The following is a 16,074-nucleotide window of genomic DNA, read 5'->3' on the forward strand; positions in this document are numbered from 1 at the left end:
CCCGGAGCTCGCACCTGATGCCGCGCGGCCGCCCTCCGGGCGACGACACGAAGTGTCAGACAGGCCCGGGCCCGCGGTCGCAGGGGCTGCGCAGGCCGCTCATACGCGCTGTAATGGCGAGGTGGTGAGTGAGGGCGCTGCGGTCAGCGGGACGAGAACGGCGCCGGAGCGTGCCGAAGTCGCCCTCGCCTCCCTCATGGCATCGCCGGACAGCCCCGACCGGCTCCGCCGCCTCCTCGAACTGGCGCTCGTGTTCGCCGGGGCGTCCTTCGCCGGGGTCTACACGCCCGGCGACGATCCGCCCCAGCTCTGTCTGGCCGAGTCGGCGGGCCTGCCCCGCACCCTGTACGGCCTGCGGGACTGCTACCCGGTCACCGGCGGCTTCCCGGTCGCCGAGGTGCACTGCACGGGACGCCCGCGGTGGCTCGGCCCCGCCGAGCTGGCCGGCTGCCCGGACGCGCGCCGCACCCCGTCCCCGGACTTCTCCATGGCCGTCCTGCCGCTCGGCCGGGCGGGTGCCGGCTGCCTGCTGGCGGTCGGCGAGCACCCCGGCGGCTTCGGCACCGACGACCGGGCCTGCCTGGAGCTGATCGCCGGCGCGGTCGCCGTACCCGCACCGGCCGCCGCGGGCGAGACCGGCGAGCTGCCGGAGGACGCCTTCAGCCTGGCCATGGACACCGGCCGGGTCGAGGTCGGCGAGGCCATCCTGCGGCTGTTCGGGATCGGCCGGGACGACTTCGACGGCCGCGTGGAGAGCCTGCTCGGCCGCGCGGTTCCCGAGGACCTGCCCGCGCTGATGTCCGTGGTCGAGGCCGACCACATGTCCATCGGCGACCGCGAGCTGGAGTTCCGCATCCTGCAGCCCACCGGCCCGCCCAAGTGGGTGCGGCTGCGCGGCCGGCTGCTGCCCGGTGGTGAGGGCCGTATCGCCCGTCTCGTCGGTACCGTCGCCGACGCCTCCACGCTGCGCTCCGACGTCACCGACGTGGCCCGGGTGCAGCGCCTGGCCGCCGCCCTCGCCACCGCCGGCACCGTCAAGGACGTCGGCCAGGCCGTCGTGGCCGCGCTGCGGGGGCCGCTGCAGGCCGACCGGATCGCGCTGGCCGAGCTGGAGAACGACCGGCTGGTCGTCACCGTCCTCGACCCGCCCGAACCCGAGGCCTGGCCCGAGGTGTGGCGCCACGAATGGCGCACCGAGTGGCCCGACGCGCCGGTGCGTGCCATGCCCACCCTGGCCGCCGCGCTGCGCGAGGGCCGCCCCCGGATCTGGCCCGCCGGCAGCCCGCTGGAGCCCGCCCTCGCCGAGGTCGGCCCGGGCGGCCTGGCCGTGCTGCCGCTGCCCGCCGGCAGCCGCATGGCCGGCGCCTGCCTGATCGGCTGGGACCGCCCGCACGAGTTCGCCCCCGACGAGCGCGCCCTGCTCACCGCCTGCGCCGGTCTCGCCGGCCAGGCCCTGCTGCGCGCCCACGCCTTCGACGCCGAGCACGAACTCGTCGGCATGCTCCAGCGCACCCTGCTGCCCCGCCGCCTGCCCCGGCTGCCCGGTGCGGTCGCCGTCGCCCGCTACCTGCCCACCACCGCGGGCCTGGAGGTCGGCGGCGACTGGTACGACGTGATCCCGCTCGCCGACAACCACGTCGCCCTCGTCATCGGCGACGTCCAGGGCCACAACGCGGGCGCCGCCACCCTGATGGGGCAGATGCGCACCGCACTGCGCGCCTACGCCGCCGAGGGCCACTCCCCGGACGTGGTCGTCGCGCACGCCAACCGGCTGCTGCTGGACATGGAGACCGACCTCTTCGCCACCTGCGCCTACGTCGACGTGGACACGGAGCAGGGCACCGCCTGGTGCGTACGGGCCGGGCATCTGCAGCCGGTGCTGCGGCACCCCGACGGCACCGCGGAGATCGTGCAGGCCGAGGGCGGCCCGCCGCTCGGGGTACTCGCGCAGGCCGAGTTCCCGATGACCCCGCTGCGCCTCCAGCCCGGCACCGTCCTCGCGCTGACCACCGACGGCCTGGTGGAGTCATCCGACACCGACCTGGACGCCGGCATGGACCGGCTGGCCCGCCGGCTGTCCGCCGCCGACCCCGCCCACCTCGGCCTGGTCGCCGACGCCCTGCTCTCCGGCGCCCACCGCGGCGACGACGTGGCGCTGCTGCTGGTGCGCTACGACGGCATGGCCGTACGGCCGCTGCGGGAGAGCTGGACGGTGTGGCGGGTGCCCGAGGCGGTCCGGCACGCCCGCCGCTTCACCCGGCGCACCCTGCGCACCTGGGGCGTGTCCCCGGACACCCTCGACGCGGCCCTGCTGGTCGTCTCGGAACTCGTCACCAACGCGCTGGTGCACACCGGCGGCCAGGTCCGGCTCGACCTCAGCCTGGTCAACCACCGGCTGCGGCTCGCCGTCGCCGACGCTTCCCCGCGCAGCCCGGTGAAGCCCACCAGCATCGGCTGGGAGGCGACCGGCGGCCGGGGCATCCTGCTGGTGGAGGCCGTGTCGGCGGCCTGGGGCACGGTCCCGGTGAGCGGCGGCAAGCAGGTCTGGGCGGAGCTCGTCCCCGACGACTGACCCCCACTCGGGTGCGTGGGAGAGCCGTTCAGACAGGCTGGAGAGGCGTGCTCCGGCGTCCGTGCCTAGGGTCGTTTGATGTGGCACACACCTTCGAAGAACTGGTGCAGAAGCAGCGCGCGGCCGCAGCGGCCCACACCATGGTCGAGGAACTGCGCGACGCCTACGGCCCGCCGGCCGAGCGGCGGATGACGGGCGCCCAGTCGGGCACCTACGAGACCGCTCTGCGCGCCTGGCGCGACCTGGCCCGCGACGTGCAGACCGCGGTGAGCGAGTACGCCAAGGAGACCGGCCGGTCGCGGCGCGAGGTCGAGGCCGAGGTGGAACGGGCGGCCGCGTCCCAGGACGACAGGTGAAAGGCGGCGCCCGCCGCGCCGAGCGCGCCGCCGCGGCCCTGGACGCGCGGCTGCCGCTCACCGAGGGCGGTGCGCTGATGCGCAAGGCGTTCCCCGAGCACTGGTCCTTCCTGCTCGGGGAACTGGCCCTGTACAGCCTGCTGGTGCTGATCCTGACCGGGGTGTGGCTCACCCTGTTCTTCCAGCCGGAGATGCGCGAGGTCGTGTACGCCGGGTCCTATGTGCCGTTGCGCGGGGTGCGCATGTCGGCCGCCTTCGACTCCACCCTGCGCATCAGTTTCGACGTGCGTGGCGGCCTGCTGATGCGGCAGACCCACCACTGGGCCGCGCTGGTCTTCGTCGCCGCGATCGGCCTGCACATGCTGCGGATCTTCTTCACCGGCGCGTTCCGCCGGCCGCGCGAGCTGAACTGGGTGATCGGGCTGACCCTGTTCGTGGCCTCCCTCGCCGAGGGCTTCGCCGGCTACTCGCTCCCCGACGACCTGCTCTCCGGCACCGGGCTGCGCATCGCCCAGGGCATCATGCTGTCCCTCCCGGTGGTCGGCACGTACGTGGCCTTCTTCGCGTTCGGCGGCCAGTACCCGGGCCACGACATCATCACCCGGCTGTACCCGCTCCACATCCTGCTGCTGCCCGGCCTGCTCATCGGCCTGGTCACCGTGCACCTGATCCTGGTGTTCCACCTCAAGCACACCCAGTGGCGCGGCCCCGGCCACTCCAACCGCAACGCCGTCGGCAAGCCGATGTTCCCGCAGTTCTCCGGCACCTCCGCGGGCCTGTCCCTCACCGTCTTCGGCGTCCTGGTGCTGCTCGCCGGCCTCGCCCAGGTCAACCCCGTCTGGAACTACGGCCCCTACCGCCCCGACCAGGTGTCCACCGCCTCCCAGCCCGACTGGTACGTCGGCTTCCTGGAGGGCGCGCTGCGGCTGGTGCCCCCGTGGGAGACGAACGTCGCCGGGCACACGTTCATGTGGAACGTGCTGCTTCCGGCCGTCGTCCTGCCCGGCCTGCTGTTCGCCGTGCTCTACGCCTACCCGTTCGTGGAGCAGCGCCTGACCGGGGAGTGGCAGCACGAGCAGCACCTGTGCGACCGTCCGCGCGAGCGTCCCGTCCGCACCGGCCTCGGCGCGGCGGGCACGGCGTTCTACGGCGTGCTGCTGCTCGCCGGCGGCAACGACGTCATCGCCCAGACCTTCCGCGTCTCCGTCAACGGCATCACCTGGGTGCTGCGCGCCGCGCTGATCGTGGCGCCCGTCCTGGCCTTCCTGGTGACCCGGTGGCTGTGCCGGGCGCTGACCGCGGCGGAGCGGGAGCGGCTCGACGAGGGGGTCCCGACCGGCGAGATCCGGCAGACCGTCAGCGGCGGCTACGACGGCGGCCACGAGCCCGTCACATCGTTCCGGCCGGGCGCCCCGCGCAGGTCCCTCACCGGTGCGCGTACTGGAACACCATCCCGAAGACCCCGCGAGCCAGAATCCCCAGACCGATGAGGAAGAGCCACAGCCCGAAGACGACGCCGCTCGCCGTCACCGCGAAGCCGAACGCGGTGACGATCGGCCAGCCGCTCTCGTCGGGGAAGAACGCCACCGGCCCGGCCGCGTCCGCCACCTCGGCCTCCGTGCGGTCCTGTGCGCGGCTGCCCCGGCGCCGGTACTGGATCAGGCAGAAGAAGGCGACCAGCGCCGCCATCGCGCACGCCACGACCAGCACGACCGTGCCGGTCTCGTCCTGCGACCACACCCCGTACAGGGCGGCGGAGCCGCCGAAGAACAACGCCACCCCGCCGAACAGCAGCGCTTCCGTCCTCACCGGATCAGCTCCTCTCCGGGCGGCTGGTCGATCTCGGGATGGTGCAGGTCGAAGGCGGGTGACTCCGAGCGGATGCGCGGCAGGGCCACGAAGTTGTGCCGCGGGGGCGGGCACGACGTCGCCCACTCCAGGCCGCGCCCCCACCCCCAGGGATCGTCCAGGGTGACCCGCTCGCCGCGGACGGCCGTACGCCAGACGTTGTACAGGAACGGCAGCGTGGAGACGCCGAGCAGCAACGCGCCCGCCGAGGACAGGGTGTTCAGCAGGGTGAAACCGTCCGCCGGGAGGTAGTCCGCGTACCGGCGGGGCATCCCCTGCTCGCCGAGCCAGTGCTGCACCAGGAAGGTCAGCTGGAACCCCGGGAAGAGCAGCCAGAAGTGGATCTTGCCGAGCCGTTCGTCCAGCATCTTGCCGGTGAACTTCGGCCACCAGAAGTAGAAACCGGCGAACATCGCGAACACCACCGTGCCGAACAGCACGTAGTGCAGGTGCGCCACGATGAAGTAGGTGTCGGTGAGATGGAAGTCCAGCGGCGGCGAGGCGATCAGCACCCCGCTCAGCCCGCCCAGCAGGAACGACACCAGGAAGCCCATCGACCACAGCATCGGTGTCTCGAACGAGACCGAACCGTTGACCATGGTCCCGATCCACGCGAAGAACTTGATGCCCGTGGGCACCGCGATCAGGAACGACATGATGGAGAAGAAGGGCAGCAACACCGCTCCGGTGGCGAACATATGGTGCGCCCACACCACCGCGGACAGCATGGTGATCGAGGTCGTCGCCCCGATCATGGGCACGTAGCCGAACAGCGGCTTGCGGGAGAACACCGGGATGATCTCGGAGATGATCCCGAAGAACGGCAGCGCCACGATGTAGACCTCGGGGTGCCCGAAGAACCAGAACAGGTGCTGCCACAGCAGCGCTCCGCCGTTCGCCGCGTCGAAGACGTGCGCACCGAACTTGCGGTCCGCCTCCAGCGCCAGCAGCGCGGCGGTGAGCACGGGGAACGCGGGCAGGATCAGGATCGACGTGAACAGCACGTTCCAGGTGAACATGGGCATCCGGAACATCGTCAGGCCGGGCGCGCGCAGGGCCACGATCGTGGTGATGAAGTTGACGGCGGTCAGGGTCGTGGACACACCGCTCACCACCAGGCCCATCGCCCACAGGTCGCCGCCCGCGCCGGGGGAGAAGTAGGAGCTGTTCAGCGGCGCGTACGCGAACCACCCGAACGCCGCCGCACCGCCCGGCACCAGAAAGCCGGACACCACCATCAGCCCGCCGAACAGGTACATCCAGTACGACAGGGCGTTCAGCCGGGGCAGGGCCAGATCCGGGGCGCCGATCTGCAGCGGCATCACCGCGTTGGCGAACCCGGCGAACATCGGTGTGGCGAACAGCAGCATCATGATCGTGCCGTGGATGGTGACGAACTCGTCGTAGCCCTGCTTGCTCAGCAACTGGAGGCCGGGCCGGGCGAGTTCCGCGCGCATGCCGAGCGCCAGCAGACCGGCCAGCAGGAAGAAGCAGAACGCCGTGACCATGTAGAGCCGGCCGATCACCTTGTGATCGGTCGTGGTGGCCCAGCGCAGCAGTGCACGGCCGGGACGCGGAGCGGGGGCCGTGTAGCGTGCGACGATCTCGAACGTTTCCGGCACTTCTGGCAGATCGGTCATCCCGGGCGAGGTTACTCCCGGTGACCGAGGGCCCGCTCGCGCCACGCCCTGCACACAACCGGTCGTATCCGCCGCCCGGGCGGGTACCCGGCGTTCATGAACACTGCCATGTACCAAGCGGCCACCGGCGCTCAGGTGTTCGGATACGTCCTGATCCTGCTCGCCGGGCTGGTCTGCGTCGCGGGACTGATCTGGGCCTTCCGGCTGGGCATCAAGGTGCGGGAGCGGGAGTCGGCGCCGCCGCGCCCCGAGGAGCAGCCCAGGCTGCCGGCGTCCGGGCCGGTCCACGAGACCCGCGAGGTCCGTGAGCCCGACGAGGTGCCCCGCGCGGCCGACGACAGCGAGCGCCTGACCCCGCACCAGCTCGGCAACGTCCGCAGCAAGCGCGCCGACGACCAGCGCCGTCCCCGCTGGTCGCCCGGTTCCAGCGGGTCCTTCGGCGGCGGAGGCGGCGGCCGTACCTGAACCGCCGCGGACCGGGCCCGTGTTTGCGGGCCCGGCCGCCCGGGGACTCGGTGGGGCACAGATCCACAGCCCGGACCCTTCGAGGGTCCGGCGAACGGCTCCCGCACCGGGCGGGGCGCAGAAGGAAGATGAACGTCGTGACCGCGCATGCCAGTGAGAAACCCGCCGTACCTCCCGCCGAGACGGGCTGGGCCGCCGCCCACCGCTCGCGGAACCGGGCGGTACGCACCTGCGTGCCCGCCGTCCTGGACCGCGCCTCGGCGCAGCGGCAGGGCGCGGACACCGAGGACAACATCGTGCGCGGTGAGGACTGACCCCGACGCTCAGGCGCGGGTCTTGGCGAGCAGTTCCAGGGTCTCGGCGGTCGTGCCGGTCTCGCCGAGCCGCGGGAAGATCCGCTCGACGCTGTTGGCGTGTGCCTCGGCGTCCGCGTCGGCCATGGCGTCCGTGGCGAGCGTGACGTGGTAGCCGTGCGCGTAGGCGTCGCGGGCGGTGGACTCCACGCCGATGCTGGTGGCGATCCCGGTCAGCACGATCTGCGTGACGCCCCTGCGGCGCAGCTGGACGTCCAGGTCGGTGCCGTGGAAGGCGCTCCAGTTGTGCTTGGTGACCCGGATGTCGCCGGCGTGCCCGGACAGTTCGCCGACGACGACGTCCCAGCCCTCGGGGAAGGCGAGCCCGCGCGGCCCGCGCTCGGTGCGGCCGGGCACGGCGTCCGCCCAGTCGGGCGCGAAGGAGACCCTGACCAGGACCACGGGCAGCCCGTGGGAGCGGAAGGCGTCGGCCAGGCCGGCCGTGCGGGCGACGACGTCCGGACCGGGGTACGGGTGGGTGGGCATGGCGACGATGCCGCTCTGGAGGTCGATCGCGACGAGGGCGGTGCGGGGGTCGAGCGTGGTGAGCGACATGGGTCGGTCAGGCCTTTCGGTCATGGGGGCGGCGGAGGACGAGCCGGCCGGGGCGAGTGCTGTGCGTGTGGGCGCAGAAGCTCGGTGTCACGGCCGCGACAGCCGTTCCATCAGCTCCAGCGCCGCGAGGACCGTCTGCCGCTCCTCCTCGGAGTAGCGGTCCTCGAAGGCGCGGGCCAGCCACTCCTCACGGACCTGCCGGTTGCCCTCGATGCGGGCCCGGCCGCCGTCGGTCAGCGTGACCAGTTGGCGGCGGCCGTCGTCGGGGTCGGGGGCGCGCCGGATCAGCCCGTGCCGCTCCAGGGCGGCCAGCGTGGTCGCCATGGACTGCGGGCGCACCCCCTCGGCGGCGGCGAGCGCGCTGGCCGTGGCGGCGCCGTGCTTGCCGACCAGGGTGAGAGCCGACTCCTGCGAGGGGCTGAGGTCGGCGTCCTGCGCCACCTCGCGGATGCGCCGCCGCAGCCTGCTGAAGACCACGCGCAGATCGCGTGCGGCGCGGGCGGCGGAGTCGGAGATGTCGGCCATGGCCTCAGGCTATGACCGACAGCCGAAACTGTCCAGTCCAGACTGTTCAGTTTTGGCTGTGTGCTCGTCTGGGTACTCGCGGCCCCGGACAACACAGCACGGCGGTCTACCCGACTCAGCCAGAGGAGCGCAGATGACCCCTCCGGACAGCTCCGGCCTGGAAGCGGCACTCCGGGCCGAGGTGGACGGCGAAGTCCGCTTCGACGCCGGCAGCCGCGGCGCCTACGCCACGGACGGTTCCAACTACCGGCAGGTCCCGCTGGGCGTCGTCGTGCCCCGTACCGTGGAGGCGGGCGCCCGCGCGGTGTCGGTGTGCGCACGCTTCGACGCCCCCGTCCTCTCCCGGGGCGGCGGCACCAGCCTCGCCGGACAGTCCACCAACACCGCCGTGGTGATCGACTGGAGCAAGTACTGCACCGGGGTGATCTCCGTCGACCCCGAACGGCGCACCTGCACGGTGGAGCCCGGTATCGTCCTGGACGAACTCAACCGCCAGCTCGCCCGCCACCGGCTCCAGTTCGGCCCCAAGCCGTCCACCCACAGCCACTGCGCCCTCGGCGGCATGATCGGCAACAACTCCTGCGGTGGCTCCGCCCAGGCCTACGGCAAGACCGTCGACAACGTCCGGCGCCTGGAGATCCTCACCTACGACGGGCAGCGCGCCTGGGTCGGGCCCACGCCGCCGGACGAACGCGCCCGCATCATCGCCGGCGGCGGCCGGCTCGCCGAGATCTACGCCGGCCTCGACCGCATCGCCACCGAGTACCTGGCCGACATCCGCCGCGGCTACCCCCAGATCCCCCGCCGCGTCTCCGGCTACAACCTCGACTCCCTGCTGCCCGAGAACGGCTTCGACGTCGCCAAGGCCCTCGTCGGCAGCGAGGGCACCCTGGTCACCGTCCTGCGGGCCGAACTCGACCTCGTACCCGTGCCGCCGTACAAGTCCCTGCTCGTCCTCGGCTACGACGACATCTGCGCCGCCGCGGACGACGTCCCCCGCCTGCTGGAGCACTGCTCGCCCAGCCAACTGGAGGCCCTGGACGGGCGCATGGCCCAGCTGATGCGCGAGGAGGGCGCCTACCTGGACTCCCTCGCGGTGCTGCCCGAGGGCGACAGCTGGCTGCTGGTGCAGTACAGCGGCGACAGCCAGGAGGACGTCGACGCCCAGGCACACGCGCTGCTGCGCGCCCTCGGCCGCAGCGAGAAGGACGCGGACGTCGCCTTCTCCGACGACCCCGCGCGCGAGGAGAAGATGCTCAGGGCCCGCGAGGCCGGCCTCGGCGTCACCGCCCGGCCGCCGGACGACCGGGAGACCTGGGAGGGCTGGGAGGACTCCGCCGTACCGCCCGAACGCCTCGGCGACTACCTGCGCGACCTCAAACAGCTGTTCCAGGAGTTCGGCTACGACCACCCGTCCCTGTACGGCCACTTCGGGCAGGGCTGCGTCCACACCCGCATCCCCTTCGGGCTCCGGACCGCCGAGGGCGTGGCGGACTTCCGGCGCTTCCTGGAACGCGCCGCCGATCTCGTCGCCTCCTACGGCGGCTCCCTGTCCGGCGAGCACGGGGACGGCCAGTCCCGCGGCGAGCTGCTCACCCGCATGTTCGGGGAGCGGCTCGTCACCGCCTTCGGCGAGCTGAAGGCGCTCTTCGACCCCGGCAACCGGATGAACCCCGGCAAGATCGTCCACCCCAACCCGGTCGACGGGCAGCTGCGGCTCGGCCCCACCTGGCGGCCGGCCACCCCGGCGACCCACTTCGGCTTCCCCGAGGACGAGCACTCCTTCAACCGCGCGGTGATGCGCTGCGTCGGCATCGGCAACTGCCGCAGCCACTCCGGCGGCGTCATGTGTCCCTCCTACCGCGCCACCATGGAGGAGGAACACTCCACGCGCGGCCGGGCCCGGCTGCTGTTCGAGATGCTCGACGGGCACGCCGACTCCGCGGTCAAGGACGGCTGGCGCTCCACCGCCGTGCACGACGCGCTCGACCTCTGCCTGGCCTGCAAGGGCTGCAAGTCCGACTGCCCGACCGGCGTCGACATGGCCACCCTCAAGGCGGAGTTCCTCTCTCACCACTACGCGGGCCGCCCGCGCCCCGCCGCCCACTACGCCCTGGGCTGGCTGCCGCTGTGGGCGCGGCTCTCCCGCGTCGCGCCCTCCCTGGTCAACTCCGCGCTGCACGCGCCCGGTCTGGCCCGCGCCGGCAAGCGGCTGGCCGGCGTCGACGCGGCCCGCCCGGCACCCGTGTTCGCCGAGGAGTCCTTCCTCCAGTGGTGGCGGGCACGCGGCCGGGAGGAGCCCGACCCGGCCGACCCGCGCACCGTCGTCCTGTGGCCCGACACCTTCAGCACCTACTTCCACCCGTCCATCGCCCGGTCGGCCGTCCGGGTCCTGGAGGACGCCGGCTTCCGGGTCGCCGTCCCCACCCGCCCGGTGTGCTGCGGCCTCACCTGGATCTCCACCGGCCAACTGCCCACCGCGAAGCGGGTGCTGCGCCACACCCTCGACGTCCTGCGCCCGTACCTGGAGGCGGGCACCCCGGTCATCGGTCTGGAACCCTCGTGCACGGCCGTCTTCCGAGCCGACGCCCCCGAGCTGATGCCCGGCGACCAGGACGTTGAGCGGCTCGCCGCACAGACCCGCACCTTCGCGGAACACCTCGTCCACCACGCCCCGGACGAGTGGCGGCCACCGCAGCTCGCCCGTCAGGCGACCGTACAGACCCACTGCCACCAGCACGCCATCATGAAGTTCGACGCCGACCGGGAACTGCTGCGCCGGGCCCATGTGGACGCCGAGGTGCTCGACGAGGGCTGCTGCGGCCTGGCCGGGAACTTCGGCTTCGAACGCGGCCACCACGAGGTGTCCATGGCCGTCGCCGAACAGGGCGTCCTGCCGGCCGTCCGCGGCGCCGCCCCGGACAGCCTGGTCCTCGCCGACGGCTTCAGCTGCCGCACCCAGATCGAACAGGGCGGCACCGGCCGCCGCGCCCTGCACCTCGCCGAGGTCCTCGCCCTCGCCCTCGACGGCAACCTGCCCGCCGACCACCCCGAGCGGCTGGCCGACCGGCCCGCCGAGCCGTCCCGTACGGCCCGCTGGGCGACGACCGCCACCGTGGCCGCCCTCGCGCTGGGCGTCGCGGGCGGGCTGCGGCAGCTGAGGAGGTGACCATGAGCGACCAGCCGGCCGTCGAGGCCGTGGACACCGCCGTCTACACCGTGCCCACCGACACGCCCGAGGCGGACGGCACCCTCGCCTGGGACAGGACGACCCTCGTCCTGGTCACCGTCCGCGCCGGCGCCACCACCGGGCTCGGCTACACCTACGCGCCCGCCGCCACCGCCCACCTCGTCCGCGAGCTGCTCGCCGCCACCGTCACCGGCCTGTCCGCGTACGACGTGCCGCGCGCCAACGAGCGGATGTGCCGGGCCGTGCGCAACGCCGGACTGCCCGGCGTGGCCGCCCAGGCGATCGCCGCCGTCGACATCGCCCTGTGGGACCTCAAGGCGCGCCTGCTCGGCCTGCCCCTGGTCCACCTGCTGGGCGCCGCCCGCGACGACGTTCCCGTCTACGGCAGCGGCGGCTTCACCACCTACGACGCCGCCCGGCAGGAGCGCCAGCTGCGGGGCTGGGCCGAGAAAGAGGGCATCCCCCGCGTCAAGATCAAGATCGGGGAGTCGTGGGGCACCCGGGAGGACCGCGACCTGGACCGCGTCGCCCGGGCGCGGGCCACGGTCGGCGACACCGTCGAGCTGTACGTCGACGCCAACGGCGGCTACACCGCAGGCCAGGCCGTACGGATGGCGGGCCCGCTCGCCGACCACGGCGTCACCTGGTTCGAGGAGCCCGTCTCCTCCGACCACCTGACCACCCTCGCCGACGTCCGCGCCCGCACCCCGATCGACGTCACCGCCGGCGAGTACGGCTACACCCTCGCCTACTTCGAGCACATGCTGGCCGCCGGAGCCGTCGACTGCCTCCAGGCCGATGTCACCCGGTGCGGCGGCATCACCGTCTGGCTGCGCGCCGCCGCGCTCGCCCACGCGCGCGGGATCGACGTCTCGGGGCACTGCGCGCCCCACGCCCACGCCCATGTCGCCGCCGCCGTACCCAACCTGCGCCATCTGGAGTGGTTCCACGACCACGTCCGCATCGAGCGGCTCCTGTTCGACGGCGTCCTCGACCCCGGCGGCGGCAGCATCACCCCGGGCGCCGACGGGGCACCCGGACTCGGCCTGACCCTCGTGGAGGAGCGCGCGGCACCGTACCGGACGGAGTGAGCCGGAACCGTGTTTGCGCAGTCGCGTCCCGAGACCGCAGCAGAGGAGATGAACATGTCCCCGACCGTCGTCATCACCGGCGCCAGCGCCGGTATCGGCCGCGCCACCGCCCGCCTGTACGCCCGGCGCGGCGCCGACGTCGTCCTGGTCGCGCGCGGCGAGGGCGGCCTGGCGGTGGCGGCCGACGAGGTCGCGGCGCTCGGCGGACGGCCCCTGGTACGGCCCGCCGACGTCGCCGACCCGGCCCAGACGGAGGCCGTCGCCGAGGCCGCGGAGAAGGAGTTCGGCCCGATCGACCTCTGGATCAACTGCGCCTTCGCCAGCGTCTTCGCGCCGTTCGAGGAGATCACCCCCGAGGAGTACCGCCGGATCACCGAGGTCACCTACCTCGGCTTCGTCAACGGCACCCGCTCGGCCCTGAAGCGCATGCTGCCCCGCGACCGGGGCACGATCGTGCAGGTCGGCTCCGCGCTCGGGGAGCGCTCGATCCCGCTGCAGTCCGCGTACTGCGGAGCCAAGCACGCCATCAACGGCTTCACCTCCTCCCTGCGCACCGAGCTGCTGCACCGGGGCAGCCACGTGCACGTCACCGTCGCCCAGATGCCCGCGGTCAACACCCCGCAGTTCGAGTGGGTCCGCTCCCGCCTGTCCAAGCACCCCATGCCGGTCCCGCCGATCTACCAGCCCGAGGTGGCGGCGCGGGGCGTTGCGTACGCCGCCGACCACCCCGGCCGCAAGCAGTACTACATCGGCGCCACCACCGTGGCCACCATCTGGGCCAACCGGCTCGTCCCGGCGCTCCTCGACCGCTACCTGGCCCGCACCGGCTTCGACTCCCAGCAGACCGACCGCATCCCGCCCACCGGACTGGACAACCTCTTCGCGCCCGCCGACCGGGATCCCGCCGACGACCAGGGCGCGCACGGCTCCTTCGACGACAGCGCGCACGCCCGCTCCTGGCAGGAGGCCCTGGTCCGGCACCCCGCGGCCACCGCCCTGGGCGCGGGCGCCGCCGCACTCGGCGCCGTACGCGGATACCGCCGCCTGACCTCCCGGGCCGCCTAGGCTGACCCTCGTGCGCCTCCTGCTGATGTCCGACACGCACCTGCCCAAGCGGGCCAAGCGGCTCCCCGAGCAGCTGCTCGCCGAACTGCCGCGCGCGGACGTGGTGTTCCACGCCGGGGACTGGGTCGACACCGCCACCCTCGACCTGCTGGAGAGCCGCAGCCGCCGGCTGGTCGGCGTGTACGGCAACAACGACGGCCCCGAGCTGCGGGTCCGGCTGCCCGAGGTGGCGTACGCCGAACTGGGCGGCCTGCGCTTCGGTGTCGTCCACGAGACCGGGCCCGCCCAGGGCCGCGAGGCCCGCTGCGCCGCCCGCTTCCCGGACCTGGACGTCCTGGTCTTCGGGCACAGCCACATCCCCTGGGACACCACCGCGCCCGGCGGCCTGCGCCTGCTCAACCCCGGCTCCCCGACCGACCGCCGCCGCCAGCCGCACTGCACCTACCTGACGGCGGCCGTCGCGGACGGGGCGCTCACGGAGGTGACCCTGCACCGCCTGCCCCCGCGGGGGCCGGGCCGTGGCATGATCACCGGGTGAATCCCGGACCCGGCATGCCCGCCGTCGTGCCCGTCGGCCGGCTCGCCGCCGGCCCGCAGCCCGTGCTGGTGCTGACCGGCGGCCTGGAACTGCGGCCCTGGCGCCTGGACGACGCCGACGCCGACGCCCTGCACACCGCGGGGCGCGATCCGGCGATCAGTCACTGGAACCTCTTCACCGTCGGCAGCCGCGCCGAGGCCCGTGCCCGGATCGAGCGCCTGCACGCGCGCCGGCGGGACGAGACCGGGGTGATCTGGGCCGTCGCCCCGCGCGGCGGCGCCGCCGTCGGGCTCGCCGGACTCAACGACGTCGATCTGGCGGGCGGCACCGCCGAGGTCGTCTACTGGGTGCTGCCCGAGGCACGCGGCGGCGGCCTCGCGGTCGCGGCGACCCGGCGGCTCGTCCGCTGGGCCCTTTCCGACCTGGGCCTGCACCGGCTGGTCCTGTGCCACTCGACGGCCAACCCCGCATCCTGCCGGGTCGCCGAGAAGGCCGGGTTCACCTTCGAGGGCACCCAGCGCAGCGCCCTGCTGCACGCGGACGGCTGGCACGACCAGCACCTGCACGCGCGGGTGGCCGGCGACCCGGAGTAGCTCACCGGTCCTGCGGCGCGCGTGCGCCGGGCCGCGGCCTCGCCCCCGGACATGCCCGTGCCGGTCACGGCCGGCAGGGTGTCGGCGCCGCACTGCCGCTGCCCCGCACGCCGGCCCTCATCGCCAGGAGCTCTCCCCACCCGGCCGACGCCCCTTCAGAAGCCCGGGGCGCCGGACCACCCGTGCGGATGGATCTCCCCGCTCGTCCTGCTCAGCGGGGCCCCGCTGCCGCCCCAGCGCAGTGCCACGATCTCCGCCGCGACCGACACCGCCACCTCCTCCGGCGTACGGGCGCCGAGGTCGAGGCCGATCGGGGAGCGCAGGCGGGACAGTTCCTCGTCGGTGAGGCCGGACTCGACCAGACGGCGGAGCCGGTCGTCGTGGGTGCGCCGGCTGCCCATCGCCCCGATGTACGCGGCCGGGCGGCGCAGCGCCTCCCGCAGCACCGGCACGTCGAACTTCGGGTCGTGGGTCAGGACACAGATCACCGTCCGCTCGTCGGTGTGCGTGCCGCGCAGATACCGGTGCGGCCAGTCCACGACGACCTCCACGCCCTCCGGGAACCGCCGGGGCGTGGCGAACACCGGCCGGGCGTCGCACACGGTCACCCGGTAGCCGAGGAAGTCCCCGAGCCGGGCCACGGCCGCCGCGTAGTCGATGGCGCCGAAGACCAGCATGCGCGGCGGCGGCGCGAAGGAGTGCAGGAACACCGTGACGGTGTCCTCGCGCCGCTCCCCGTGCGGCCCGTAGTGCCTCAGCCCCGTCACACCGAGGGCGAGTTCGCCGCGCGCGTCGGCCGCGACGGCCGCGTCGAGCCCCCGGGTGCCCAGGCTGCCGGCGGCCGTCCGCGGCCACACCGCGAGGGTGGCGCCGCGCGGCGCCGGCCCGTCGACCACGGTGGCCGCGGTGACCGGCTCGCCGTCCGCGACGGACGCGGCGACCGCGCCGAACACCGGATCCCGGGCCGGGGTCACCGGCCGGACCAGGACGGTGATCTCGCCACCGCAGGTGAGCCCGGCCGCGAAGGCGTCCTCGTCGCTGTAACCGAACGTCTCCAGCCGGACCGCGCCGGTCTCGACGACCTCCTGGGCCAGCTCGAACACCGCGCCCTCCACACAGCCCCCGGAGACGCTGCCGACCACCTCGCCGTCCGGGCCGACGGCCAGCGCGGCGCCGGGCCCGCGGGGCGCGCTGCGGCTGACGGAGACGACCGTGGCCAGCCCGAACGGCACCCGGGCCGCGTACCACCGGTCCAGTACCGCGAGAATCTCACGCATCGTCCG

The 16,074-nt window shown here is 73.7% G+C and carries 15 protein-coding genes; 10 read left to right on the forward strand and 5 right to left on the reverse strand.

The window, feature by feature from the left end; all coding sequences use genetic code 11:
* The first annotated feature begins 124 nt into the window (after positions 1-124).
* The 3 genes from S1361_RS35600 to qcrB all read left to right on the forward strand — a co-directional run bounded on the left by S1361_RS35600 (position 125) and on the right by qcrB (position 4,418).
* Positions 125-2,572, forward strand: a complete 2,448-nt coding sequence (locus S1361_RS35600; protein WP_208035942.1) for a SpoIIE family protein phosphatase — start codon at positions 125-127, stop codon at positions 2,570-2,572.
* Between the two features lie 80 nt (positions 2,573-2,652).
* The gene (locus tag S1361_RS35605; RefSeq protein WP_208035943.1) at positions 2,653-2,928 is read left to right on the forward strand and encodes a hypothetical protein; all 276 of its coding nucleotides are present in this window, start codon (positions 2,653-2,655) and stop codon (positions 2,926-2,928) included.
* A gap of 77 nt (positions 2,929-3,005) precedes the next feature.
* Entirely contained in the window at positions 3,006-4,418 is a 1,413-nt protein-coding gene (gene qcrB / locus S1361_RS35610) for a cytochrome bc1 complex cytochrome b subunit (RefSeq protein ID WP_208036920.1), read from the forward strand.
* On the opposite strand, the gene ctaF is transcribed toward qcrB, so the two are convergent.
* Both ctaF and ctaD read right to left on the reverse strand, forming a co-directional pair.
* Entirely contained in the window at positions 4,354-4,737 is a 384-nt protein-coding gene (gene ctaF, locus S1361_RS35615) for an aa3-type cytochrome oxidase subunit IV (RefSeq protein ID WP_208035944.1), read from the reverse strand. The two genes, qcrB and ctaF, sit on opposite strands and share 65 nt — an antisense overlap.
* Positions 4,734-6,416, reverse strand: a complete 1,683-nt coding sequence (gene ctaD / locus S1361_RS35620; RefSeq protein WP_208035945.1) for an aa3-type cytochrome oxidase subunit I — start codon at positions 6,414-6,416, stop codon at positions 4,734-4,736. The genes ctaF and ctaD overlap by 4 nt, the downstream gene beginning before the upstream one ends.
* Before the next feature lie 96 nt (positions 6,417-6,512).
* Between ctaD and S1361_RS35625 the strand changes: the two genes are divergently transcribed.
* Together S1361_RS35625 and S1361_RS35630 are read left to right on the forward strand one after the other, a co-directional pair.
* Positions 6,513-6,881: a DUF6479 family protein gene (locus tag S1361_RS35625; protein WP_425087822.1), complete on the forward strand. Its 369-nt coding sequence runs from the start codon at positions 6,513-6,515 to the stop codon at positions 6,879-6,881.
* 128 nt (positions 6,882-7,009) lie between these two features.
* The gene (locus S1361_RS35630; RefSeq protein WP_208035946.1) at positions 7,010-7,195 is read left to right on the forward strand and encodes a hypothetical protein; all 186 of its coding nucleotides are present in this window, start codon (positions 7,010-7,012) and stop codon (positions 7,193-7,195) included.
* 9 nt (positions 7,196-7,204) lie between these two features.
* On the opposite strand, the gene S1361_RS35635 is transcribed toward S1361_RS35630, so the two are convergent.
* Both S1361_RS35635 and S1361_RS35640 read right to left on the reverse strand, forming a co-directional pair.
* Complete coding sequence (locus tag S1361_RS35635) at positions 7,205-7,789, reverse strand: isochorismatase family protein (RefSeq protein WP_208035947.1); 585 nt, start codon at positions 7,787-7,789, stop codon at positions 7,205-7,207.
* A gap of 87 nt (positions 7,790-7,876) precedes the next feature.
* Entirely contained in the window at positions 7,877-8,314 is a 438-nt protein-coding gene (locus S1361_RS35640; RefSeq protein ID WP_208035948.1) for a MarR family winged helix-turn-helix transcriptional regulator, read from the reverse strand.
* A gap of 133 nt (positions 8,315-8,447) precedes the next feature.
* On the opposite strand from S1361_RS35640, the gene S1361_RS35645 reads away from it, so the two are divergent.
* The 5 genes from S1361_RS35645 to S1361_RS35665 are packed head-to-tail and all read left to right on the forward strand — an operon-like array spanning position 8,448 to position 14,791.
* Complete coding sequence (locus tag S1361_RS35645) at positions 8,448-11,483, forward strand: FAD-binding and (Fe-S)-binding domain-containing protein (protein WP_208035949.1); 3,036 nt, start codon at positions 8,448-8,450, stop codon at positions 11,481-11,483.
* A gap of 2 nt (positions 11,484-11,485) precedes the next feature.
* A complete protein-coding gene (locus tag S1361_RS35650; RefSeq protein WP_208035950.1) occupies positions 11,486-12,595 on the forward strand; it encodes an enolase C-terminal domain-like protein in 1,110 nt (369 codons plus the stop codon).
* 54 nt (positions 12,596-12,649) lie between these two features.
* The gene (locus S1361_RS35655) at positions 12,650-13,660 is read left to right on the forward strand and encodes an SDR family oxidoreductase (protein WP_208035951.1); all 1,011 of its coding nucleotides are present in this window, start codon (positions 12,650-12,652) and stop codon (positions 13,658-13,660) included.
* Positions 13,661-13,670: 10 nt separating this feature from the next.
* Positions 13,671-14,198 (forward strand): metallophosphoesterase family protein, encoded by a 528-nt coding sequence (locus tag S1361_RS35660; RefSeq protein WP_208035952.1) that lies wholly within the window; start codon positions 13,671-13,673, stop codon positions 14,196-14,198.
* Positions 14,199-14,212: 14 nt separating this feature from the next.
* The gene (locus S1361_RS35665; protein ID WP_208036922.1) at positions 14,213-14,791 is read left to right on the forward strand and encodes a GNAT family N-acetyltransferase; all 579 of its coding nucleotides are present in this window, start codon (positions 14,213-14,215) and stop codon (positions 14,789-14,791) included.
* 155 nt (positions 14,792-14,946) lie between these two features.
* Here S1361_RS35665 and S1361_RS35670 read toward each other — a convergent pair whose 3' ends face one another.
* Positions 14,947-16,068, reverse strand: coding sequence for an XdhC family protein (locus S1361_RS35670; protein WP_208035953.1), 1,122 nt, complete (start codon positions 16,066-16,068; stop codon positions 14,947-14,949).
* Positions 16,069-16,074 lie beyond the last annotated feature (6 nt).

Origin of the sequence: Streptomyces cyanogenus, from assembly GCF_017526105.1 — a bacterium.
GTDB lineage: Bacteria > Actinomycetota > Actinomycetes > Streptomycetales > Streptomycetaceae > Streptomyces > Streptomyces cyanogenus.

Excerpts from the sequence above, each read along its gene's own strand:
- ctaD (WP_208035945.1), bottom strand. The coding sequence starts at position 6,416 with ATGACCGATCTGCCAGAAGTGCCGGAAACGTTCGAGATCGTCGCACGC.
- S1361_RS35645 (WP_208035949.1), top strand. The coding sequence starts at position 8,448 with ATGACCCCTCCGGACAGCTCCGGCCTGGAAGCGGCACTCCGGGCCGAG.
- S1361_RS35655 (WP_208035951.1), top strand. The coding sequence starts at position 12,650 with ATGTCCCCGACCGTCGTCATCACCGGCGCCAGCGCCGGTATCGGCCGC.
- S1361_RS35670 (WP_208035953.1), bottom strand. The coding sequence starts at position 16,068 with ATGCGTGAGATTCTCGCGGTACTGGACCGGTGGTACGCGGCCCGGGTG.
- S1361_RS35650 (WP_208035950.1), top strand. The coding sequence starts at position 11,486 with ATGAGCGACCAGCCGGCCGTCGAGGCCGTGGACACCGCCGTCTACACC.
- S1361_RS35630 (WP_208035946.1), top strand. The coding sequence starts at position 7,010 with ATGAACGTCGTGACCGCGCATGCCAGTGAGAAACCCGCCGTACCTCCC.
- S1361_RS35665 (WP_208036922.1), top strand. The coding sequence starts at position 14,213 with ATGCCCGCCGTCGTGCCCGTCGGCCGGCTCGCCGCCGGCCCGCAGCCC.
- S1361_RS35625 (WP_425087822.1), top strand. The coding sequence starts at position 6,513 with ATGAACACTGCCATGTACCAAGCGGCCACCGGCGCTCAGGTGTTCGGA.
- S1361_RS35635 (WP_208035947.1), bottom strand. The coding sequence starts at position 7,789 with ATGTCGCTCACCACGCTCGACCCCCGCACCGCCCTCGTCGCGATCGAC.
- qcrB (WP_208036920.1), top strand. The coding sequence starts at position 3,006 with ATGCGCAAGGCGTTCCCCGAGCACTGGTCCTTCCTGCTCGGGGAACTG.
- S1361_RS35640 (WP_208035948.1), bottom strand. The coding sequence starts at position 8,314 with ATGGCCGACATCTCCGACTCCGCCGCCCGCGCCGCACGCGATCTGCGC.